Origin of the sequence: Catenovulum sp. 2E275, assembly GCF_025515275.1 — a bacterium.
Classification (GTDB): Bacteria; Pseudomonadota; Gammaproteobacteria; order Enterobacterales; family Alteromonadaceae; genus Catenovulum.
On record NZ_JAOPFU010000039.1, the window covers coordinates 12,806 to 36,792 of the forward strand.

Here is a 23,987-nt window from a genome sequence, read left to right on the forward strand (position 1 = left end):
ATTTATTCCGCTAAAATTTTAGTTATGATACTTGCCAGTCAATTTTATAAGGTATGTTATGGCCGAAGTTTTAAGCCAATCTAACGATTTTTTGCGTTTTTTAGTCGGGCGGGCGCTATTTAGTTTAATTGAATCTACTTTATTAGTGGCGGTGGGCTGGCATTTATATCAGTTAACCGGTGATCCTTTCGATTTAGCTTTAGTCGGTTTATTTCAGGTTACCCCTGTGCTGGCGCTATTTTTGGTGACGGGTTGGGTGGTTGATCATGTATCGCGCAAAAAGATTTTAGTGGCCGGGGCTTTATGTCAGTGCGTTATTTTATTTGGCATTGCACTGGTGATGAATGCCGACGAATTTAGTAAATGGCATTTATTATTACTGCTGAGTGCATCTGGTGCGGTTAAAGCTTTTATGTCTCCGGCTATTCAGGCGGCTTTGGTTAATATTGTCTCTAGCGAAAAACTAAATCAAGCCATTGCAATTAGCAGCACAGTGTGGAATTTAGCAACTACAGTTGGCCCTTTTATCGCGGGTTTATTGGTGGCATCAATGGCGTTTGATACTTATTGGCTATTGGTGGGGGCATCGTTATTTACTTTATTGAGCTTTACATTGTTACCGGCAATTAAAGCCAGTAATCAGGTGGCTCGTTCGTGGGCTGTGGTTTTAGGCGGCTTTCATTTTTTAAAACATAACCCCAGTGTATTTGGCTGTTTATTGTTAGATTTATTAATGGTGATGCTGGGTAGTGTGGTTGCGTTATTGCCGGTTTATGCGGCAGATATTTTAAACGTTGGCGCTGAAGGGTTAGGATTGATGCGAGCTATGCCCGCGGTAGGGGCTGTGTTAACCGGAATTTATTTGTCTAAGTACAAGCAGGATTTTGACAATACCGGACAAACGCTTTTTATTGCCTTATTTATTTTTGCGTTATCTATTTTATTTTTTGCGTTGGCTGATTCGTTATGGCTGGCTTCGGTCGCGTTATTTATTTATGGCGCATCAGATATGTTTAGTGTGGTTATTCGCGGCGCTGTCGTACAACATAATACGCCAGATGAACTGCGCGGGCGTGTTAGTGCGGTGAACTCTATTTTTATTGCCAGTTCTAATCAGCTGGGCGATTTTAGAGCCGGTAGCGCGGCGGCGGCGTTTGGTGCGGTTAATGCTGCTTTATATGGCGGAGTATCTGCACTTTTAGTTGCGGCTGCGGGCGCATGGTATTTTAAAGACCTGCGCCGCTTAAAATCGAGCAAAGCAAAAGCTTAACCCGAATAGAGATTGATTACTTTTGGGTAAAGGTGACTTTATACTCACCTAATCCTTGATAATTAATGGTTGTTAGCTGATTAAACTCAAGCTCCACGATGCCACAAAACGAGCCGGTAATAATGGCCTGACCGGCTTTTAAATCAACCCCTTTTTCACGCATATAGTTAACAAACCAATAAACTGGGTTTATCGCTGCGCCGTTAGGGTGTTTACCGGCAAAAACTTGTTCTGCTCCGGCTTGCTGAATGCTTATTTGGTTTTGATTGGTTTGCATTGCTTGTTCTAAATTAAGCTCTGGGCCAATAAAAATACCCTGATTAAACATGCAGTCGGCTAATCTCTCAAAAAAGCTAGGGGTGGCGTCAGTCGCGTATCTGTCTTGCATTAACTCAAGTGCCATATTGGCACTGGCAATGGCGTTATTAATTTCAGCTTCGCTGTAGGCTTGAGATCTTGCCGGTAAATCAGCCGCTAAAATAAAAGCGATTTCTGGCTCTACACGGGCTAAGTTTTTATCGGCTATTAATTGGCAGGTGAGTTCATCCGCTGTGTCAGTTGCGGTATTGATATTGCCTTTGGTAAAAATAGGCGCTGCAATGACTTTTTCATCATCCGGCGGTAATAGACACTTCCAACCCGCAATGGTTTGGGTTGTTTCCATTTGACGATGAATTGCAAATGCATCATCAATCGATTGTGGGCAAATATCTGCTGGTAGTGTAGTAAATTGTGGATTCGTTATTCGGTTTGCCAGCAAAATTTGTGCGGCTTGAGTGCTTGAAGTCATTTTAAATTATCCAATCGTTATATTTTGTATTGCGTATTAATATACAGTATCAGCTTGTATTTAGCTTGTAGTAAATATGTGTTATCAAGCTGTTAATTATTGCTTATTTCGGATAGTCTATTTAAATCTAAGACAACCTTGTTTTTATGAGTAACAACAAACACTCATGATTGAATATGAGCCTGTGATTTTTATGACTGCTATCAAATTAAACTCTATCAGTAAAACATTTTTTGAAGACAAACCTGTACTTAATCAGGTTGAATTATCCATCGATTCTGGCGAGTTGGTCGTCTTTATTGGTTCATCTGGTTGTGGCAAATCTACTTTGCTTAGAATTATTGCAGGCTTAGATTCCGCAAGCAGTGGCGATGTCTGGTTTGATAGTGATTTAATGAATGATATTCCACCAGCTAAGCGACAAATTGGTATGGTGTTTCAGTCATACGCATTATATCCACATATGACAGTCAGAGAAAATTTATCATTTGGCTTAAAACAAAAAAAAATAGAAAAAAAAGAAATTAATCAACGTGTTGAAAAGATTTCTCAAGTCTTAGAAATTGAAGCTTTACTGGAGATGAGGCCAGCTGCTCTATCTGGAGGCCAACAACAGCGTGTAGCAATTGGTCGGTGTTTGATTCAATCGCCTCGTTTGTTTTTATTGGATGAGCCATTATCAAATCTGGATGCCGAACTAAGAGTTAAAACCCGTCAAGAAATTAGACGTTTGCATAAAAAATTTAAAACAACCATGATTTATGTCACACATGATCAGGTTGAGGCGATGACTCTGGCGGATAAGATCGCTGTATTTGCTCCGCTAAATACTAAAAATAAACGCAATTTACAGCAATTTGGGACTCCACTTCAATTATATAATCAACCAGAAAATAAATTTGTAGCAGGCTTTTTGGGTTCTCCGAAAATGAATTTTATACCAGCTAAAATTGACCGCATAAATGAAGATAGGATAGATATTCAGCTGAATTCAGGGAAAAAACTAAGTTTTAACAATCAATTTAAATATGAACTGAAATTGGAAGCTGGGCAATTGGTTGATTTAGCTATCAGGCCTGAGCAACTGCATTTACAGCCCAATGGCGCTGAGATACTTGAAGTTGATTTTGATACTTATGAACAATTAGGCTCGGAAAGTATTCTTTATTTTCTATACGACAAGCACCCTATAGTCGTTAAATTACCTTATCAAGAGGAATTTAATAACATGCAAAATACTAGAAGATTATACTTTGAGCATTCAAAATGTTTTTTATTTGATAATAAAACTGGTATTCGGTTAGTTTAATTTGTCAGCTGTGGTTGCTCTGTTAATAAATTGAGGTTAATTTTAACTTGCATTTAAAGACAACGTTGTTATATTTAGGGGGAAATTAATATGTTTCTACTAAATTAAGAGATAAGTTATGTCTAAATTATTATTATGGTCAATAACGGTAGCTGTTGCTGGCTTTTTATTTGGCTTTGATACAGCAGTTATATCTGGTGCAGAGCAAAAAATTCAAAATTTATGGCAACTTTCGCCATTTGAACATGGTACTTTTATTGTGTCATCAGCTCTATGGGGGACTGTTTTAGGTGCATTAACTGGCAGTATTCCCTGTGATCGTTTAGGCAGAAAAATAACATTAATATTGATTGGGGTTTTATATTCGGTTTCAGCTTTGGGCAGTGCACTGGCCACAGATGAATATACGTTTGCTATATTAAGATTTATAGGTGGGATTGGCGTTGGCATATCTTCTATCGCTGTGCCTGCGTATATTTCAGAAGTTGCGCCAGCTCAACATCGAGGTCGATTAGTTGCTCTTTATCAATTCCAAATTGTATTTGGAATTTTAATTGCTTTTGTCTCTAATTATTTTATTTCTGGTTTTGCTGATTGGGATTGGCGTTTAATGCTAGGTATAGAAACTTTACCTGCTGTAGTTTATTTGCTGATGGTATTAAAAGTACCTGAAAGTCCTCGCTGGTTGATTTTACATAAAAATGATGTTCAAACGAGCCGCAAGATATTAACTGAAATTGGGGAGCAAAATATTGATCAGGTAATTAGCGAAATTAAAGAAAGTAAAACCTCTGATACTGATATTAAACAAGCTAAGCAAGTATTAAATCAAGTAGAAACTCATAATGTCGCACATGAAATTTCAGATATTATTGAAGAAAAAAAACAAAATGCCCATGCAGGTTTATTCAGCAAAAAATATTCATTTCCTATTATGTTGGCATTTCTATTAGCCTTTTTTAATCAACTATCTGGTATCAACTTTATTTTATATTATGCGCCTAGGGTATTTGAAATGGCAGGCTTAGATGCTAGTGCTTCTTTATTGTCAAGTACGGGGATTGGTCTGACTAACTTAATTTTTACAATGGCCGGTCTGTATTTAATTGATATGCTAGGGCGAAAAACATTAATGCTAATTGGCTCTGTTGGTTATATTTTATCTCTAGGTATTGTCGCTTGGGCATTTTCTGGCGGGCAAGGAGGTACGATTGTTGTCATCGCCATATTTGGCTTTATTGCTGCACATGCTATTGGTCAGGGCGCTGTCATTTGGGTATTTATTGCAGAAATTTTTCCTAATTCAGTACGGGCAAAAGGTCAAGCTTTAGGTTCGGGGACTCATTGGGTATTTGCTGCTTTAATCAGCTTAATTATGCCGGTGGCTTTAAGCGCTTTTAGTGCAAGTCATATTTTTATCTTTTTCATGGGGATGATGGTTTTACAGCTGTTATATGTTGTGTTTTTAATGCCGGAAACTAAAGGACGAAGTTTAGAGGATATTGCGCATAGTTATAAGTAGTGTAAATTAAATTACTTTTTAAGTACGTATTTATACAGCCGATTTCATTAATTAACATCGGCTGTTATTCTTGGTATTTAACTTGAGGTGATTTATGATAAACCTATATATTTAATAATAAGATCATAGTATGCCAATAACTAATAATCTGACAGAGCAAGATATTCAACGACTTTCGGATACGCTAGTATCTGCCCGTAAAGCACAGCGTGCACTGAATGAGTTTCCTCAGCCTGTGCCCGATACACTTGAGCAGGCTTATCAAATTCAGGATTTATCTATGGCGGATTATCAGGATGAATTAGTTGGCTGGAAAGTTGGGGTTGTGCCTGAGCATTTACGCGAGCAATATCGCGCAGAGCGTTTGATGGGGCCAATTTATAAAGGTTTGTGCCATTTTTTAAAAGCTGCGCATACAAATGGTGAAGTGCTGGAAGTGCCTATTTTTGCCAAAGGATTTGCGGCAGTTGAGGCTGAGCTCATTTTTGAAGTTGCAGAAGATATTGCGCCCGGCTCAGTTGATACCAGCGCAGAGTTAACCCATTTGGTAAAAAATGTATATGCCGGCATTGAAATTGCCAGTAGCCCAGTACCGGATCTAAATAACTATGGCCCAGCTGCAATTATCAGCGATTTTGGCAATAACAATGGCATGATAGTGGGCGCTGCAATTGATAACTGGCAGCAGACTATTGCAAATATTCAAACTCAGGTTTGGATTGACGATAAGCTAATTAATCAAGCGCCAGCCAATGCCGTGTTGAATGGACCTATGGCCGCATTTAGCTATTTAATTGAGTGCTGCGCAGAGCGTGAAATTAGTTTAAAACGTGGAGCATTAATTTGTACCGGCGCAATTACTGGTGTGCACGAAGCTAAAGCAGGATCATGTTCTACTGTCGATTTTGGTTTGGCTGGACAACTTAACATTAAACTGACCGATTTTTGCTAATCGGCCAGTTTTTTACTAGGGGATGACTTTAAGCATTTCTGCCTGAGTTAATACTCGATTAGTCGCTCTGAGTTGTTTGATTTCACCATGAAAATAATGCACTTGATTCATTCGTGCGCCAACTGAGGTGTGGGCAACTTTTGCCATTGGCGAAAATTGCACTGTGTTGCTTAGCTCTTGTTTGCCATTAACAAATGAACTGAATTTGCCGTTTTGGTAAGTAATCGCAATATTAAACCATTGGTTAATCGGATGCGTAAATTGGCTGTCGATTAGGGTATATCTTGAGTCACCATCCATTAAAAATGCATCTAAATACCACTCGTTTTTATCATTAAAGCGCATCTCTAAGGTTAATCTGTGTTTTGGATTCTCTGGGTTTTCAATATGGACAATTCTTGGCTCTCTGCCCTTTTCGGTTGGGGTGAGCGGTTTTGCAATAAGCTCTAAAGTAAACGCTTGCATACCGGCAATAATATTCCCCTCTAAATGCATGCGCTCATTATTGCCGTTGAATAAAACGCTGTTGCCAGATTCGGTTATTTTAGGTTGCCCCTCAAGTTTGGTGGTATAGCCACCAACTTTGGTTAAATTGTTAAAATACCAGTTTTGGTTATCACTTGCTTGTAATTGCCAGCTTAGTATTAAACCAATAAAACCGCCGAATAATTTAGTGAGTTTGCGCATTTTGTGCCTCCAGATAAGTTAATAAACTGCTCATATTTTTAAGGTATTCTTTTAAGGTAATGCCGGTGAGTGGCTGTGAATTTGGGTAAGGTGACGTGTCGTAGTTATCGCCAACAAAGCTGGTGCGATAATCACCGTCTGCGATTTTTTCTGGCGCAGAACCAAGATATGGGTGAGTAATATAGTCGATTTGAGCAGGCCAGTAACCTTGTTGGTTGAGCGCTGCTATAATGTCGGCAATGGTTTTATCCTGCCTTTTAGCGTATCGGTTTACCACAAATAAATCGGGTAGATTGGGTAAATTATCTATTAGTAAATTAGATGTTTGCTTGTTTTTCGGTAATGGATTTTGGATTAGGGATTGATACTGTTGTTTAAGCGCTTGCGTATCAATGCGGCCAATCGATGGATAATGTGCAATCTGATATTCCGGCTGATAATCCACATAATACTTACCGTTCGTTACATTTGAGCCGCTGCGGTGCAAAAATAAAGTTTTATTTGTACCTATTTCTACCATACGCGGATGAGTTCGACCATTTTTGATTAACTCAGGCGCGAGTTTAAGCGAATCAAGCCAGTCGATACTTTGCATTATGCCTGTGAGGTATTTTTTATCTGCGGTGAGCTGGTAAAACTGCATTAATAAATAAAGATTATGGACTGTGGTTGAGGTCGAAACGGATTTTGGTTCATAGCTTCTGGCAGATGCCGGTTTAAAATCTTGAGTGTATTGCAACGCCCAGCCCGGTTGTGGTATGGGGAGTTTAAGTTTAACAAACGCATCCATCGCTTTAAATATGGCCGATTCTAATTTGGGTTTAAGTTTAGGATCGTCCAGCGTTTTTAAACAATAAGCGAGTAATTTTAAATTATTGGCTGCCACATCGTCATTAAAGGTAATGTTAGCTGAATAATCTGCTTGCCCTTTTACTGAGTAACTTTTTGCTGGTGGAAAACGCTGCGGCCAGCCACCAACTGGGTACTGGCTGTCTAATACAAACTGAATCGCTTGATATAAAGGCTGACGATACTCAGGTGATTTTTTGGTTAAATATAACCGGAGTAAAAAAACCGAGGCTTCGTAAGTGCCGCCATCATCAAATGTTGCATTGCCATAATAATGCTGAAATTCTTCCAGCCGCCAGCCGTTTTTGCCTATGGTGTTGTACCATTGTTTTAACGATGCTTCACCCGCCAGATCAAACATATAATTCCAGCCCCCACTTGGATGCTGGCCTTTAATTAACGCAGATGCAACGCCTTGTGCTGCTTTGTAATAGCTTTCATCTTGAGTGATATGGTAAGCATCTAAATATAAATGCCCCATAGTGGCAGTGCCGGGTGGCTGCACCCAAACCATAGTGGGTTTGGCTTCCATTTCACCCCAGCGTCTGGAAAAATCCGGTAAATAAGACCAAACATATCCGCCCTGATAACTCACGGTTTCTGTCATAAATTGAGTTGCGCGCTGCATTGTTTTTGTGACATCAACTTTGGATACTTCACTGGCAAGCAACATATTGGGCATAGCTAAGCTGAGCAAGGTAAACAGGCGGATTATTAATACTTTAGTTTTATTCACATTTCACCTCTTAAAATAAGGTTGTTATCGGATATGTTTTATTAAAAGCTGGAAAATAGGTCGCCTTTAATACTGGAACTTTTATAGGTTAGGTAAGTTGATGAGGAGATATTCTAATCAAAGTTTTAATAAATAAAACATTTTTTTAACTTTTAATTGTACGGTAAAAAAGTTAAAAAGCCGGAGTTTTGTCCGGCTCAAATTTGTACTGTTTTTACTGCTTTAGCGCTCGTGTTGTCTTTATAATGGTTTGGTAATCATTAAGACCTGTCATTGGGCCATAGTGTTCACATACTAAACCACTAACTTTATTAGCAAATAAAACATATTCAGATAAAGTTTGGTAATCAGAGGTTGGCTGTTGTGCTAATTGAAATAATAACGCACCAATAAATGCATCTCCTGCACCTGTAGTATCGATTGGAGTTATTTGATAGGCCGGGATAATTGATTTTTGCGCTACAGTCGATAAATAACAACCTTTGGCGCCTATCGTTACCGTAATTATTTTTACCCCTAGCTCATGTAACTGGTCGCAGCCTTTAGCTAAATCTGATTGACCTGTGAGTAACTCTAGCTCTTCTTCACTTACCTTAACCATGTCAGCCAATTTGATAAACTCAAGACTTTTTTCAATAAACTCAGCTAAGCGGTTAGGCCATAAATCCACTCGGTAATTTGGATCAAAGCTAATGAGCTGTTGATTATGTTTAGCGGTTTGAGCCGTTTTAAGGTAGGTTTGATATAAAGTATCCCCTAACAATGCGGTGGCTGCACCCAAATGCAAAATAGCATTATCTAATAGTTGATTAATTTGGGTTTGAGTTAAATCAAAATCAGAGTCTGCACCCCGATTAAATACAAAATCCCTTTCTCCATCAGCCATTAAAGAAATAAAAGCCATTGTTGTTGGTTTTAAACTGCGCTTAATAAATTCAGTTTTGACACCATATTGAGTTAGTTCATTGATTAAGCTGTCGCCAAACGGATCATGACCAACCGCACCTGCAAATAAACTTGAACCGCCAAGTTTTGCAATGCAAGCTGCAACATTAGCCGGAGCACCGCCAGATTTTTTTATAAAATGAGTAGAATCAGCCATGCTGGTATTCTGATCTGTGCATACAAAATCAATCAGAGTTTCACCCATACAAACCACGTTCATTGTTCGATTCCTGTATTACCAAAATATTAACATTTTATAATTATGCATTATTTTGAAATTTTGGACAACGTTGTTATATTGTCTTCTTGTTGTGCTATCAAAAAGAGGCTCGATCACACAACAGACAAGGCATTTTATATTCTGAAATATCACCTGGTTTTTTTATTTCAGATAACAAACGGCTAACAGCCAAGCGTCCCATTTCATAGTAGGGTAGAGCCATAGTTGATAAACCCGGCTCTAAAATTTCAGGAATATCATGCCAATTATCAAAGCTGGCAACGCCAATATCTTTTCCAACCGTTAATCCTAAACGCTCAATAACAAAATAAACTTTGATCGCGGCTAAATCTTTACCGCATAAAACCGCATCTGGTTTAAATTCGCTAATCACCTGTTTTGCAACTTTACTGGCTATATTAATGGTTTCTCCATTTATAACCGTTTCAATTGCGCTGATATGTCTATTTTGCTCTGCAATTCCATATTCATTAAGTGCTTTTATATATCCTTGTTGGCGTTGCTTGGCAGCTATTATTTGAGGATTTAAATTTAAAAAAGCAATTTTTCGATAACCTTTATATAAAAGCTGTTTGGTAATGTAATAACCGGCTTGTTCATCGTCAGGCACTATCGCAGGAAAGTCGTTATCGGTACTTATACAATTAACTAAAACGGTTGGCAGGGTTTTAAATAGCTTTGAAAAACTAACTGCTTGATGATACATGGCACCATAAATAATGCCTTCTGCTCTATGTTGTAGGCATTCTTCATATAATTTATCTTTATCTGGATTATTAGGATCGAGGTTAAATACCATTAAGGTTTTTCCTTTTTCCCACGCCATATCCTGCGCGCCTTTTAAAATAGCAACTGAAGCGGGTGTTGTTGATATTTCATCTGAAATAAAACCAATAATATCACTTTGTTTTTTTCTAACTAAACTGGCAGCTTTATTTGGCCGGTAACCTAATTGTTGAATGGCTTTTTCTACTTTAACAATATTAGCTGGTTTTACACCCGGTTCTTTATTCACAACCCGTGAAACCGTTTTAAACGAAACACCAGCCAACTCAGCGACCTGTTTAATTGTGACCATAAATTTATCAGCTAAAGAATGAGTAGAGATTCATTAAATACTAAATTAAATAACGTTGTCAAATTGGTTAAATATCGGATGACATTTATCAGCTGACATGAGAATATGTCAAGTGTTTTAATATTTTGTACTTTTATTGTAAATGAAACTCTGCTCGGTTCTGTATTTATTGCTACTTTGCTGCGTTAGTTATGCGTCAGCAAAGCCAATTGAATTGTGGCGTACGCTTACTGCGCCAGATGAAATGCAAGTATTTGAGCAACAAGTAAAACGTTTCAACCAGCTTAATCCTCAAACTGAAATTATAGTCGAAGCCATACCACACGGTAGTTACAGTGACTCGGTTATCGGTGGTGCCCTAGCTAAAGATTTACCTTGTATTCTGGCGGTAGATCAGCCCAATGTTGCCAATTATGCTTGGTCTGGTTTAATTCAGCCTTTATATGATCTTTCTGAAAATAATCTAACTAATCAGTTAATTAAAGCGGCTACGGTTAAGCGGATAAACCCAAGTGGCATCGGCATTTACCAAAACAAAGTTTATTCATTAGGCGCATTTGATATTGCTTTAGCTATGTTTACTCGAAAAAGCTTAATTCATCAGCTTAAAGTTCGTCTACCGAGTGTTGAACAACCCTGGTCGGTTGAAGAATTTGAACATATTTTGCAAAAAATTAAGCAATTAAACCAATATAAATACACGCTAAATTTAAACTTATCTGGTGTTGGTGAATGGTCAAGTTATGCTTTTTTACCTATGTTGAAAAGTAGTGGGGCAGATTTAATTGAACGTAAAAATTATCGTAAGTCAGAAGGGATTTTAAACTCTCAAGCTGCGATTAATTGGGGCACATGGCTACAAAATACAATTAATTCTGGTTTTACGCAGGTACAAACTGGCGAACATGCTTTGTTTGAACGCGGCTTAGTCGCAATTGATTATAACGGTAGTTGGATGATTGACCGGTATAAAAAAGCACTGGGCGACGATTTATTAATTCTACCGACGATTGATTTTGGTCATGGTGCGTATATTGGGGGTGGCAGTTGGCATTATTCAATAACCCGTCAGTGCAAACAGCCGAAAGTGGCGGCTCGATTTATTGAATTTATTATGTCCGATCAGCAAATTAGCTATTTTAGTGAACATACTGGTTTTATTCCAACGTCACAAACGGCGGCTCAGCATACTCGTTTATACCGGCCGCAAGGTGAGCTATATCGGCTGTATCAAATGTCGGCTGAGCATGTTGTCATGCGTCCTGCAACTCCTGGATATCCGGCTATTTCTAATATTTTTGCTCAGGCTATCCGGCGAATAAGTGAGGGTGAACAGGTACAAACCGCATTTGACAGAGCCGTTGATGAAATAGAACAAAATATTTTAGATAACCGCGGTTATCGATAAATAGATTATGTGTGAATTCAGGTTGATATGATTAAAGATAACCAACAAGCTGAGCAGCTTAATTATCAGTTTGCTTATACCGGTTTAAAAAATGATGGCTTCACTGCTAAAATACTGGCATTGCCGTCTTTGCTTTTGTTATTTGTCTTTTTAATTTTGCCGTTTTTAGTCGCGGTTGGAATCTCTTTTAGTGATAAACGTTTGTTATCGCCGCATGAATCTCATTTTGTTGGACTGGATAATTATACTCGGTTATTGAGTGTCCAGATAATTGCTGTTAATCCTAAAAGCTCAAATAACTTAGCTAACGGATTTGAATACAAGGGCAATCACTACCAAAAAGTACGAGACTTAATTCGCTCAACCCCTGAATTATCAGCTTATTCAATGCTGTATCAATTTCAATTATTGAATAAACAACAGCTTGTTTTGGCAAAAGATCCTTTGTTTATTCAATCTCTACTCAATACTTTTAAATTTGTGGTTATGGTGGTGCCACTGCAAATTTTAGGGGCATTGTTTTTAGCACTAATGTTAAATGGCAGAGGGAAAATCCGGCTGTTGTTTAAATTACTCTTTTTTGCGCCTGTCGTAACATCTATGGTGGTAGTTTGTGTGGTATGGAGCATGATTTATCAGCAGCATGGTGGGTTATTAAATTCTGTTTTAAGCATGATGAGTTCATCTTATCAGCCGGTTGATTGGCTGCGTGATCCGGCTTGGGCGATGCCTGCTTTGGTGGTGTTATCTGCATGGCAAGGGATGGGAATTCAAATGTTGATCATTTTGGCTGGATTACAAAGTATTCCGCACAATTTATATGAAGCGGCAGCACTGGATGGCGCAAATAAGTGGGCTCAGTTTTTTCATATTACTTTGCCGGGGTTAAAAAACACACTCATAGTAGTGGTGATTTCTACGGTGATTTTTGCTTTTGCGCTATTTGTACAAGTGGATGTAATGACACAAGGTGGGCCACAAGACTCAACTTCTACAGTATTGTTTTATGCAATTGAAAAAGGCTTTAGGCAGCAGCAAATTGCGTACGGTGCAGCTGTCTGTATATTTTATTTTATCCTGATTGTGGCACTTACTTTATTCCAAAAAAGGTTGCTAGCGCATGGTAAAAGTTAAGTTAATCCAAGTAATTAAATGGATTGTATTAGGTTTATTGGCGGTTTTGTTTGTATCGCCTTTATTATTTATGCTGGCTGCCTCTTTTAAAAGTGATCAACAAATTTTTACTCAGCAGAATATAGCCCAAAGTTTTAATCCTTTTAATGGTGTTGGTCTGGCTAATTATCAGTATGTATTTGAGCATACGCCATTTTTTACTTATTTAATGAACTCAGTGATTATCACTACCTGCTCAGTTGTATTATCTGTGCTAGTCAACAGCATGGCTGCGTATTCATTACTCAGGTTTCCGTGGCGGCATAAGCAGGTGTTGCTTTTAGGGTTATTGGCTTTATTAATTATTCCGTTTGAAGCCATTGTTTTACCTTTAGTTTTTGTTGTAACCAACTTACCTTGGTTGGCTTTTGAAAACGGCGAATTTAGTTTAAGTTTCTCTTGGTTTAATAGCTTACAAGTACAAATTATTCCTGAATTAGCTAACCCATTTTTTATTTATTTAATTTACCAATATTTAAAAAACATTCCGAAAGATTATGAAGAAGCAGCATTATTAGACGGTGCATCTATCTGGAAAATTTATTTTTCAATCGTACTTCCTCTCGCCAAACCGATTTTAGCGACAGTTGCAATATTAACATTTTTACGGAGCTGGAATGCCTACCTGTTACCCGTATTGGTTGCTCAGGCTCAAGAGGTTAGGCCGCTTATGCCGGGAATGCAGCAGTTTTTTGGTCATAGTACAAGTTGGGGAGCCATAATGGCGTATGCGAGTTTAATTAGCCTACCTGTATTAATATTGTTTTGTATATTGCAAAAATATTTTGTATCCGGCATTCAGGGTGGGATAAGGCGATAAGTTAATAAAATGATTATTTATGTAAATAATATTTGATCAGTAAAGTATTTTAATGCTATAAATAGACAACGTTGTAATTTTGTTTGGGATTAACTAAAATACCAAGCAGAAATAATTACAATGGCCGTATTTCAAACGTAGTTTAATCAAAAATTTTTATTTTATTTAGACAACGTTGTAAATTTAACTAATACACGAGGCTAACAAATGCTTAATCGGTTTAAATTAAACAAAATTATGCTCCAGTGTGCGCTGTTATCTAGCGTGAGCTTATTAACAGCTTGTGGTTCTGGTGTCGCAGATCCAGCCGGAAAAAGTAACTATAACAAAGATGTAGAAATTATTGTTTTAGAGGAAGGGCAAACTCTTGATGATGTTTTAAATCCGGATACTGGCAATAATGGAAATGAAGATAATGATAATAACAGTGGTGAAGTTGAATTAACGGCTGATCCCGCCAATGAGGGCAGTAGCTTATTTGTCAGAGCGGAAGATCCTAACCAAAATCTTGCCGGATTTGAATTTTGTTGTGGCGGGTTTGATACCTATCAGGCACATGGTTTTACTAATGCAAGTGGTGACTTTATTAAATTAGATGGTGGCTTTTGGGGCGCTGATGTGGGTGGTTATTTAGGTGAGCGGGTATTCTCTAGTTATGGCGACGGCTATGACAATGATGCCGATACATCTGCTGCTCAGCTTGGTGCATCTGCGGTTGGCTCAATTCGTTCTCCTGAATTCTCAATTAATAAAAAATACATTAACTTTTTAGTGGGTGGCGGTACCAATGCTTATGGCAGTGCAAATACAACGGCTGTTGTCTTGTTTGTTGACGGGCAGGCTGTGCGTCAGGCTAGTGGCCAAAACGAAGAAAATTCTATGCAGTGGCAAAGCTGGGATGTCACTAATTATCAGGGAAAAACCGGATTTATCGAGTTTGTCGATTTTCATCCAGATGATAACTCGGATTCTAATTTAGCCTATTTGTTAGCGGATGAATTTAGAGCGGCTGATAAAGCGGCAGTGATCCCAACTGCGGCTAATCAAATTAACTCTACCGCAGTGTTAACCAGTTCACCGCAAACTGCCGGGATGTCGGCTTTTGTGCGTCAGGCTGATTTAAATCAAAATATTGCAGGTTTTGAATTTTGTTGTGGTAAATACAATACCTATCAAAATCATAGCTTTAGAGCTACAGGTGATTTTATTTATTTAGACGGTGGCTGGTGGGCTGCTGATGTAACTAATCATATTGGTGAACGTGCATTCTCAAGCCGAGCCGATGGTTTTGAAGCTGATGGTACTGGGTTAGGTTGGATAGGTGATCAGGCAACAGGTACTTTAACTAGCCCCGAGTTTGAGATAACGCATCAATATATCAACTTTTTAATGGGCGGCGGCACCAATGCTTATCATGTAGAAAATGCCACGGCTGTGGTGCTAAGAGTTAATGGTAAAATTGTTCGGCAGGCCAGTGGTAATGGAGCAGAAAATAAAGTTGACTGGCGTTCATGGGACGTTTCGGCATTAATGGGACAAACCGCTGTCATTGAAATTATTGATCAGCATAATGCCAGTAAAGATGATGGCTCATTGGCTTTTGTTTTGGTTGATGAAATTCGTCAGGCTGATAGAGCGGCTGTTCAGCCAACCCCGGATTCAGTTGTGATGTCGGTTAATGGTCATCAGCAAGATTTAGTATTGGATATGGGCGATCCAAATCCGTTTTACGATAATGGCGAATATTATGTTTATTATCTTGAAAATTATGGATTTCATTCATGGGCGCTGGCAAAAACATCTGATTTATTAACTGCCAGCTTCCCTAAAACTGTGTTACCGGCTTCTGGCGATGCAGCTAAAGCTGATCAATGGATTGGCTCAGGTAGTGTGATTAAAGCTCAAGATGGCCGTTATCATTTATTTTACACTGGGCATAATCAAAATTTATCACCAGTTGAAACTGTCATGCATGCAGTTGCAGATGATAATACCTTAACTAATTGGACACCGGTAAGTGCAGATACTTTTACTGGCTCAGATGGGTATAGCGACTATGATTTTAGAGATCCGCTGGTATTTTGGAATCAATCCGAAAATCAATATTGGATGTTAATTACAACCCGTTTTGATAATAAAGCGGCAATTGGTTTATATACTTCAAACGATTTATCAAGTTGGAATGCCGAGCCGCCACTTTATACCGAAGTTTCAAATCTAAACTTAGAAGTTGCAGATTATTTTGAGCTGCAAGGCACACCTTTTATTGTTTACTCAGATCAACGCGATAATTCTCGTCAGGTTAAATATTTAACTAAACAGGGTGAAAACTGGATACCTGCAAATAATGATGCATTAGATGGCCGCGCTTTTTATGCTGCACGTAGTGCTGGTACAAATGATGAAAGATTATTATTTGGTTGGGTTGCACACAATATCAGTCGCAGAGATGGAAATAATCCAGATTGGGGCGGAGACTTATTAATTCATCAACTTAAATTAAATAACGGCGCGTTAGCAGTAGAGTTACCGGCTAAGATTCGTGATGGATTAATGCAAGCGATGCCTATTGATGCAGTATTTAGCCAAGGTAATGTCACTGAAAGTGCTGACGGTTTTAATTTAGCTGCTCAAAGTGAAGTAACACTTGCTGCTTCAAATAATAAAAATCGATTTAAATTTAAGCTGACCAGTGCAAATGCCAATGCTGAATTCGGTTTGTTATTAAGAAAACCAAATCCAGAGTCAACAGAGCAAAGTGTTGATAAACAAGCTTATTTAAAAATTGATGCTGCTAATAATCAAGCTCAGTTCTATTTTAGCGGAGATGAAAATAACCCGTTTAATCCAGTGGTTAACTTAACATTAGATGCCGCCAGTGGGATTGATTTTGAATTAATTGCTGATCCTAAAGCGGGTATTGGTGCTTTATATATTAACAATACCCGTGCACTGAGTTTTAGATTGTACGAGTTGGCCGATTATGAAATAGGGTTTTACAGCACAGCCGATGCGCTGACAGTGTCTGAATTATCGCGTTATTCAAGGTAACGCAAAACCGGTTATCTGATCCCCTTTATTCATATTTGAATAAACATCAGATATTGCGCTGCCGGTAGAGTGCCGTCTCCGGCAGCGTTATTTTTTGTACACCATATCAACGAATCTCAATAATGAGCAGGTTACAATGAAATTAAAAAAATTAAGCTGTTTGGTTATGTTTTGTGGCTTGTCTTCATTTGTCACATCAACTGGATTAGCCGCTAGCAGCCAGAGTAATACGGATACACTTTCGACGGATTACCAGCAGCATCATCGACCTCAGCTGCATTTTTCACCCCAAAATGGCTGGATGAATGATCCTAATGGCATGATTTATCACAATGGTGAATATCATTTATTTTTTCAGCATTATCCAGAGGGAACTCAATGGGGGCCAATGCATTGGGGACATGCTATTTCTAACGACTTGATTCATTGGCAGGAACAGCCAGTAGCCCTTTTCCCCGATGATAAAGGTTGGATATTTTCAGGCAGTGCAGTGTTAGATAAACATAATACATCTGGTTTAGGTACAAAATCTAACCCTCCACTGGTCGCTATTTTTACTTATCATGATAAAAAAGCAGAAACAGCACGGGCGGATAATGTGCAAACTCAGGCACTGGCTTTTAGTGTGGATAATGGTCGGAGTTGGCAAAAATATCAGGGTAATCCGGTATTAAAAGGCGGATCAATTGCTGATTTTCGTGATCCCAAAGTATTTTGGCATGACGAGTCTAATCAATGGGTTATGTCGCTTGCTGTGCAAAATCGTATTAGTTTTTATGGTTCTGCCAATTTAAAGCAGTGGCAACATTTAAGTGATTTTGGCGCAGAGTTTGGTGCGCATGGCGGATATTGGGAGTGTCCAGATTTAATTAAAATGAAAGTGGATGGCACTCAAACTGAAAAATATGTTTTATTAGTGAGTTTAAATCCGGGTGGTCCTAATGGCGGTTCTGGTACTCAATATTTTGTTGGCGACTTTAATGGTAAAGAGTTTGTTCTTGATCCTCAATTTAAACAGCAGGTGACTAAAATACCAGCCATATTTAATCAAACAGCGCCAGCGGCTGACGTGTTCGAAGATTTTGAAACTGACTTATCAAAATGGCAAACCCAAGGTAGTTCATTTAATCAGTCTCCAATTGTGGCGGGAGCAAATGAATTTATTGGTAAGTTTGGCAAAAAATTAGCTAATTCATTTAATACCTCAGATGCATCAACCGGTAAATTAACCAGTCAGCCTTTTACTATTCAAAAGCCTTTTATTAATTTTGTGATTGCTGGTGGTCAATACCCACAAGATGCCGCAATCAATTTAATAATTGATAATAAAATAGTGGCTTCTGCAACTGGTAATAACTCAGGTGCTATGCTCATTAAAAGCTGGAATGTCAGCCAATGGCAGGGCAAAACGGCTCAATTAGAAATTATTGATAATGCAACTGGTCCTTGGGGACATATTTCAGTGGATCAAATCGTATTTTCTGACCATGCCGCTCAACCGGCAATAGAGCCTGCAATTTGGTTGGATTATGGTGCAGATAATTACGCTGGTGTCACTTGGTCAGGGGTTGATGATCGCCATTTATTTATAGGCTGGATGAATAATTGGGCATACGCTAATGAAGTGCCGACAGACTCATGGCGTGGTGCAATGACTCTTCCGCGAGTATTAAATTTAATTCACACCGAGCAGGGGTATCGGGTGACTTCTCTGCCCGCTACTGAGTTAAATACTATTAAAGCCAAAGCTGTTAAAGGGCAGGCACTGGCGATAGACAAAACTGTAAATTTAACCGAAATAAGCGGATTAACTGTTGATTTATTCGAACTTAATTTAGAAGTGAAGATGAAAAACAGTTCAACATTTACGGTAGAGCTAAGCAATCAGCTCAACGAATCTGTTATGTTAACTTTGGATAGCAAGCTGCAAAAAGTCACTTTAGACAGACAAAATGCTGGTCAAAAACGGTTTGATGACGACTTTGCCATGGTGCAGTCAGCTCCTTTAATGGCAACGAATACTTATCAAATAAAATGGGTACAGGATTTGGCATCGTCTGAAATATTTATCAATCAAGGCGAAGTCACCCTTACTTCTATTGTCTTTCCTAATCAGCCTTTAACTCAGCTTAGGGTGAGTTCAGAACAGCCGACTTATATACAAAACTGGCAGTTAACTGAGCTTAAATCTATCTGGTAATTGTTTTTGAACAAACAGACAAGTTAAAAAGAGAGCTTTGCTTTTTAACTTGTCAGCTTTAGCCTAATTATAGATAATCGTTAACCAGTTTGATTTATCGCATTTAACGGCCTAGGTCTTAGGCAGTTTAGTATTTGACAGGACATTCATGGTTACAATAAAACAGGTTGCAAAAAGAGCGGGCGTTTCATTTAAAACAGTGTCACGTGTCGTAAATAATGACCCGACAGTGAAACCGGAAAACCGCGAAAAAATATTAGCTGCAATCGAAGAATTAGGTTATCAGCCAAATATCGCAGCCAGAATGATCCGTAAGAAGAAGTCTGATGTGATTGGCTTCATTTCCGATGAAATTTCGACTACACCATCATCAGTTGATATTATCCGGGGCGCGCAGGATATGGCTTGGGAAAAAGGTAAAACCTTGATGGTATTTAACTTAAACCAAAAAGATGCCAACCCGGCTCAGCTATTTGATGAATGCACTCAGCACAGAGCAGAGGGCGTAATCTATGGTGCAATGTATCATCAGGCGGTTGAATTGCCTGAAACCTTTAGTAAATTACCAACGGTAATGGTGAATTGTTTTGACCCGTTACAAAAATATCCAGCAATTGTACCGGACGATCGCCAAGCGGCTTATTACATCACTCGCCAGTTATTGGCCAAAGGTTATAAACGCATTGCTTTTTTAAACCTGAATCCAGATATTATTGCTGCAAAATTAAGGCTTGCTGGTTTTCAGCAAGCGCTAACTGAACATGGTTTAGATGAAAGTCAGGCGATTGTTAAAACTGTGGAGCAGGTAAATGATAACGAAGTGATAGATGTAACCCGCGAAGTAACATTGGATGTACTAGAAAACTTTAAACCAGATGCGATTTTATGCGGAAAAGATTTAGTCGCGGTGCGGGTTTATTTTGTGCTTGAATCATTAAAAATGAAAATTGGTAAAGATATTGGTGTCGCTAGTTTTGATAACTGGGATGTGATCCCAGATATTTTAGTACCGGGTTTATCTACTATGAGCTTACCTTATTATGAAATGGGGCGACGTGCGGTACAAAAAATTATTCAAGCAGCGGCAGATAAAGAAAAAACTCAGCTAGAATCAATAGAACCAGAGCGAATTACCTGCTTACTAGCGAGTCGGGCTTCTTTTTAATTTTATGTTTAGATTTTAATTCATACATACGGCTATCTGCTAATGATAAGCAATCTGAGACGGAGCTTCCTTCTTCATTAGTGGCTACGCCGTAGCTAATACCTGACACTGGCCAGTGGCTTTTTATTAAGTGATTTATTTCTTCCAGTATTTTGGAAACTTCAAATTTGACGCTATTTAAATGTTCGCTATTGTGTGTTTCACATACCCAAATAAATTCGTCTCCACCAGTTCTAAAGACTTCTCCTTTATCTGCCAGTTTTTGTTGCATAAGTTGGCTGGTATAAATTAAAAACTGGTCACCTTTAGCATGACCTAATTGGTCATTTAATTTTTTTATATTATCGCAGTCAATAAATACAATTAAGTAGTGGCCATTTAACTGGTGTATTTTTTCATTTAGCAATAATCGATTACCAACTTTAGTTAAAGCATCATATCTTGATTCATGCATCATTTTTTGTAGCTGATTTTGTTTTAATCTAAGCCACTCAGACAAAGATAATAAAATGCAAATACAATCGGCTGAAAGCGCTATTAAAACGATAATTTCGGGGGAAATGCCTTGGACGTCCGCGAAATGCGAAAGCATGTAGTATATCAATGCTAAGCTGTATATTAGATTCCCGGTAAAAAAATACTTAGCTCTGAAATCATTTAGCGAAAGCATTTTATACCCGACAAATAAGCTTATACTGACCCATATTCCGGCTAATAAATGCGACCAGTAAAATACCAATTTGAAAGGTAAAAACCACATAGTTAAACCAGCTATTAGCGCGAAGTGAGCGTAATAGACTAAAAACTGATTTTTTAATTGGGCTGACTGATCAAAATTAAATAAGTAATATGCAAAGTAGCTGGCACAAGCAATTGCAAATGGAAATAAGTACATACCACCATAAGTGGTATTAACCAAAAACATCGGGTTTATAATTTGCCCTAATCCTGCGGCTAATGCCCAACCTACTCCGTGTAATCCAATGTAACCAAAACAAAATATAGCGACTTTATGTTTAGTTTTTAAATAAAAAATAAGCGCCATAATTGCTAGAGTAAGCATAATAGTAATTGCCATTACGGTAATTGAGTTAATCATGAACGCATTTTGTAAAAAACGATTTTCTGGCAAAATGGAAATATGGACAGGGGTTGGATAATGCTTAGCATTTAAATAAATCCATAGTGTACCATGGCTACCTTTATCTAAAGCTAGCTTAAATGCTTGTCCGTGCATATTTATTACGGTTGGGCGATTCTTAAATTGAGAAAAGTCAGCAATTTGAGTTATTTTACCAGTATGATCCTGCCAAAATGCTTTACCCTCATCGACAAAATTAGCGACCGGCATGACATACCATATACCATTATGATCAGTACTGAGTGTTAATCGGGTTATTGCTCCACCTCTTTGGCCTAGCAATGAGCCTACCGGCAAATCAGATTGTTTATATAGATTAGCTAATTGTTGGTCATTTATTGGTGTTTTGAGATTAATTGGATACCAGATTGAGTTATCTGTTTGAATTATTTCATTTTCTCCTAGCTGGGTAGCTTGGGTTGTGAAGCAAATTAGCAGAACAAATACAATGGAACTTAAACGAATTAAAAGGCTCATTACAAGACAAATTCCAATTAAAAACAGGTAGCAGGATAAACTTGCTGTAACAGATTTTATTATAGGCAAAATTGTATATTATGCCTGATTTGGCTTAAGCAAAACATTAAATATTATTTAATGTTTAAACAGAATCAACTAAGTACAGGGAAACTATCCTAGTTGCTACAAACAGCAAGGCTTAAATAGTGTGGAACTAAAGAGCTTATTTCCATCATTCTTATTACAAGTCAGGCTAATTATTAGCTTCAATTATCACTAAAATGTTTAATTGCGAATTCAATAAATAAGCGAACCCTAAGTGGTAAATTATCTCTATCTCGGTACAGTAAATTTAAAGGTCTAGCTTTACTTTGCCAAGCAGGTAATATTTGTTTTAGTTCACCCCGTTCAATCATTGGCTGAGCATAATAATTCGGAATGTAGCCAATACCTAAATTCTGTTGAACAGCGTGGATAACCAATTGTATTTCATCTAGTTCCATACGTACATTTTGAATAGGGTGAAAGTCGAACTCTTCACCGGTTTGTTGATGAATCAGCTGCCAGACTGACATAGGGTGCCCTAAAATAGCAGGCTTTCCACACAAATCTTGTGGCTGTTGGATTTGGTTTGTATCGAAACTTGAGTTTACACAAAGTACAAATTGAATGTCTTTAAGTGGTCGCGCAATCCAGTTATCCACTAAAGTATGACCCACACGGAATACAACATCAATTGCTTGAGCTTCAATATCAATTAATGCGTTCGATAGTCGAATATCTAATTGAATTTCTGGATACTTTTTCGAAAACTCAGAAAATATATTGCGTAAAAAATAAATACCAGCATTAGTTGGAGCACTGATTCGAATTTTGCCCTTAGCTTGATGCTTTTCGCTGTGTAATGCCTGATTAATATCATCTAATTCATTAAATAAAATACTGGATCGCTTAAAGTACTGCTCGCCTGTATGAGTCAAAGATACCCTATGAGCATCACGGTTTAACAAGCGTAGTTGTAAGTCATCTTCCAATTGTTTGATGCGCCTGCTTAATGTTGAAACAGGTATTGAAAGATGCGTTGCTGCATTTTTAAAGCTTTTTAACTGAGCGACAATACAAAAATAGCGGAGATCATCTAGTGAATATTTATATTTCATATTTGGAATTTATGGTCTTATTCTTGTTTGTTTATTCAGAAATTGGAAAGTATTACAATTGTTTTCTGTTTACAAGAGTATCCAGTAAGGTTTCTGTACAATGAATTCAACTGCAAATCTCAAAGCAGTATTTTTACTTCTATTATGTGCTTTTTTCTGGGGTAGTTGTTTTCCAATTGGAAAAATTGCATTGAATGAAGTTAGTGCACTAAGTTTGGTTTTTTGGCGATTTGCAATAGCCGCAGTATGTTTATGGATTTACCTTAAAATTTTAAATATAACAAAACCAAATTTATCATTTAAACAGTGGTTATGGGTATTTACTGTTAGTGCTGTTGGGGTTGGTGGACTAAATTTAGGATTATTTACGGGTCTTGAACATACCAGTGCAGCCAATGGCTCACTAATTATGGCTTTAAGCCCTTTAATTACGTCTTTAATTGCATCTTTTGCTAAACGTTCTCTACCAAGCTCTGCACAAGGCTTTAGTTTAATCGTAAGCTTATCAGGCGTATTGTTGGTTATTACAAATGGTAATATGGATCTTTTATTTTATATGCAGTTAAATCATGGTGATAAAATGATTTTTTTAGGCATGTTAGCTTGGAGTTGCTATACCTACTTTAGCCAAGATATTAGTAAATTAATGCCGGTAATACCTTATACATTTATTGGAATGTTAAGTGGTGTTATTGTGATTGGTTTTATGTGCTTGGCAACCCCTGAAGTGCATCCATTTATTGAGCTGATGAATAGCTCAAGCTGGGGTATTTTTAATGTTGTATATATAGGTTTATTTGGAACAGTTGCAGGTTACTTATTGTGGCTATATGGATTAAAACAATTAGGCTCAGCAAATGCTTCTTTATTTTTCAATTTTGTTCCTGTATTTGCAATGTTAACAGCTTTTATTCTGGGGCAAACCATTACACAGCTCCAAATTATTGGTATTGGAATTGTAATTGCCGGTTTATTGTTACCCCGAATTAGATTAAATAAGTCAAAGCTGCTCATACAAAACGAAAGTTAAT

At 37.9% G+C, this 23,987-nt stretch carries 18 protein-coding genes; 11 read left to right on the forward strand and 7 right to left on the reverse strand.

The window, feature by feature from the left end; all coding sequences use genetic code 11:
* The first annotated feature begins 58 nt into the window (after positions 1–58).
* Complete coding sequence (locus N7931_RS15355; protein ID WP_262795231.1) at positions 59–1,270, forward strand: MFS transporter; 1,212 nt, start codon at positions 59–61, stop codon at positions 1,268–1,270.
* 16 nt (positions 1,271–1,286) lie between these two features.
* Here the strand turns inward: N7931_RS15355 and N7931_RS15360 are convergent, their stop codons facing one another.
* Positions 1,287–2,060: a hydratase gene (locus tag N7931_RS15360; protein WP_262795232.1), complete on the reverse strand. Its 774-nt coding sequence runs from the start codon at positions 2,058–2,060 to the stop codon at positions 1,287–1,289.
* A 166-nt stretch (positions 2,061–2,226) separates the two neighbouring features.
* On the opposite strand from N7931_RS15360, the gene N7931_RS15365 reads away from it, so the two are divergent.
* The 3 genes from N7931_RS15365 (at position 2,227) to N7931_RS15375 (ending at position 5,843) form a co-directional block, all read left to right on the forward strand.
* Positions 2,227–3,369 (forward strand): ABC transporter ATP-binding protein, encoded by a 1,143-nt coding sequence (locus tag N7931_RS15365; protein ID WP_262795233.1) that lies wholly within the window; start codon positions 2,227–2,229, stop codon positions 3,367–3,369.
* Positions 3,370–3,487: 118 nt separating this feature from the next.
* Complete coding sequence (locus tag N7931_RS15370) at positions 3,488–4,891, forward strand: sugar porter family MFS transporter (RefSeq protein ID WP_262795234.1); 1,404 nt, start codon at positions 3,488–3,490, stop codon at positions 4,889–4,891.
* Between the two features lie 130 nt (positions 4,892–5,021).
* Positions 5,022–5,843 carry a 2-keto-4-pentenoate hydratase gene (locus tag N7931_RS15375; protein WP_262795235.1) on the forward strand — a complete coding sequence of 274 codons (822 nt, stop codon included), beginning with the start codon at positions 5,022–5,024 and terminating at the stop codon, positions 5,841–5,843.
* A gap of 15 nt (positions 5,844–5,858) precedes the next feature.
* Here the strand turns inward: N7931_RS15375 and N7931_RS15380 are convergent, their stop codons facing one another.
* From N7931_RS15380 to N7931_RS15395, 4 genes are all read right to left on the reverse strand, one after another.
* The gene (locus N7931_RS15380) at positions 5,859–6,530 is read right to left on the reverse strand and encodes a LamG domain-containing protein (RefSeq protein WP_262795236.1); all 672 of its coding nucleotides are present in this window, start codon (positions 6,528–6,530) and stop codon (positions 5,859–5,861) included.
* Positions 6,514–8,115 (reverse strand): pectate lyase, encoded by a 1,602-nt coding sequence (locus N7931_RS15385; RefSeq protein WP_262795237.1) that lies wholly within the window; start codon positions 8,113–8,115, stop codon positions 6,514–6,516. Before N7931_RS15385 ends, N7931_RS15380 begins: the two co-directional genes overlap by 17 nt.
* A gap of 214 nt (positions 8,116–8,329) precedes the next feature.
* The gene (locus N7931_RS15390; protein WP_262795238.1) at positions 8,330–9,280 is read right to left on the reverse strand and encodes a carbohydrate kinase family protein; all 951 of its coding nucleotides are present in this window, start codon (positions 9,278–9,280) and stop codon (positions 8,330–8,332) included.
* A 97-nt stretch (positions 9,281–9,377) separates the two neighbouring features.
* Positions 9,378–10,379 (reverse strand): LacI family DNA-binding transcriptional regulator, encoded by a 1,002-nt coding sequence (locus N7931_RS15395; protein WP_262795239.1) that lies wholly within the window; start codon positions 10,377–10,379, stop codon positions 9,378–9,380.
* A gap of 214 nt (positions 10,380–10,593) precedes the next feature.
* Here N7931_RS15395 and N7931_RS15400 point away from each other — a divergent pair, with 214 nt between their 5' ends.
* From N7931_RS15400 to N7931_RS15425, 6 genes are all read left to right on the forward strand, one after another.
* Positions 10,594–11,787 (forward strand): extracellular solute-binding protein, encoded by a 1,194-nt coding sequence (locus N7931_RS15400; RefSeq protein WP_262795240.1) that lies wholly within the window; start codon positions 10,594–10,596, stop codon positions 11,785–11,787.
* A gap of 27 nt (positions 11,788–11,814) precedes the next feature.
* The gene (locus N7931_RS15405; RefSeq protein WP_262795241.1) at positions 11,815–12,921 is read left to right on the forward strand and encodes a carbohydrate ABC transporter permease; all 1,107 of its coding nucleotides are present in this window, start codon (positions 11,815–11,817) and stop codon (positions 12,919–12,921) included.
* A complete protein-coding gene (locus N7931_RS15410) occupies positions 12,908–13,780 on the forward strand; it encodes a carbohydrate ABC transporter permease (protein ID WP_262795242.1) in 873 nt (290 codons plus the stop codon). Before N7931_RS15405 ends, N7931_RS15410 begins: the two co-directional genes overlap by 14 nt.
* 207 nt (positions 13,781–13,987) lie before the next feature.
* The gene (locus tag N7931_RS15415) at positions 13,988–16,831 is read left to right on the forward strand and encodes a hypothetical protein (protein WP_262795243.1); all 2,844 of its coding nucleotides are present in this window, start codon (positions 13,988–13,990) and stop codon (positions 16,829–16,831) included.
* 136 nt (positions 16,832–16,967) lie between these two features.
* Positions 16,968–19,031 carry a glycoside hydrolase family 32 protein gene (locus tag N7931_RS15420; protein ID WP_262795244.1) on the forward strand — a complete coding sequence of 688 codons (2,064 nt, stop codon included), beginning with the start codon at positions 16,968–16,970 and terminating at the stop codon, positions 19,029–19,031.
* A gap of 148 nt (positions 19,032–19,179) precedes the next feature.
* Positions 19,180–20,196, forward strand: a complete 1,017-nt coding sequence (locus N7931_RS15425; RefSeq protein ID WP_262795245.1) for a LacI family DNA-binding transcriptional regulator — start codon at positions 19,180–19,182, stop codon at positions 20,194–20,196.
* On the opposite strand, the gene N7931_RS15430 is transcribed toward N7931_RS15425, so the two are convergent.
* Positions 20,162–21,814 carry a GGDEF domain-containing protein gene (locus tag N7931_RS15430; RefSeq protein WP_262795246.1) on the reverse strand — a complete coding sequence of 551 codons (1,653 nt, stop codon included), beginning with the start codon at positions 21,812–21,814 and terminating at the stop codon, positions 20,162–20,164. The two genes, N7931_RS15425 and N7931_RS15430, sit on opposite strands and share 35 nt — an antisense overlap.
* A 248-nt stretch (positions 21,815–22,062) precedes the next feature.
* Positions 22,063–22,956 (reverse strand): LysR family transcriptional regulator, encoded by an 894-nt coding sequence (locus tag N7931_RS15435; RefSeq protein WP_262795247.1) that lies wholly within the window; start codon positions 22,954–22,956, stop codon positions 22,063–22,065.
* Positions 22,957–23,056: 100 nt separating this feature from the next.
* Between N7931_RS15435 and N7931_RS15440 the strand changes: the two genes are divergently transcribed.
* Positions 23,057–23,986: a DMT family transporter gene (locus N7931_RS15440; protein WP_262795248.1), complete on the forward strand. Its 930-nt coding sequence runs from the start codon at positions 23,057–23,059 to the stop codon at positions 23,984–23,986.
* Position 23,987: the final 1 nt, after the last annotated feature.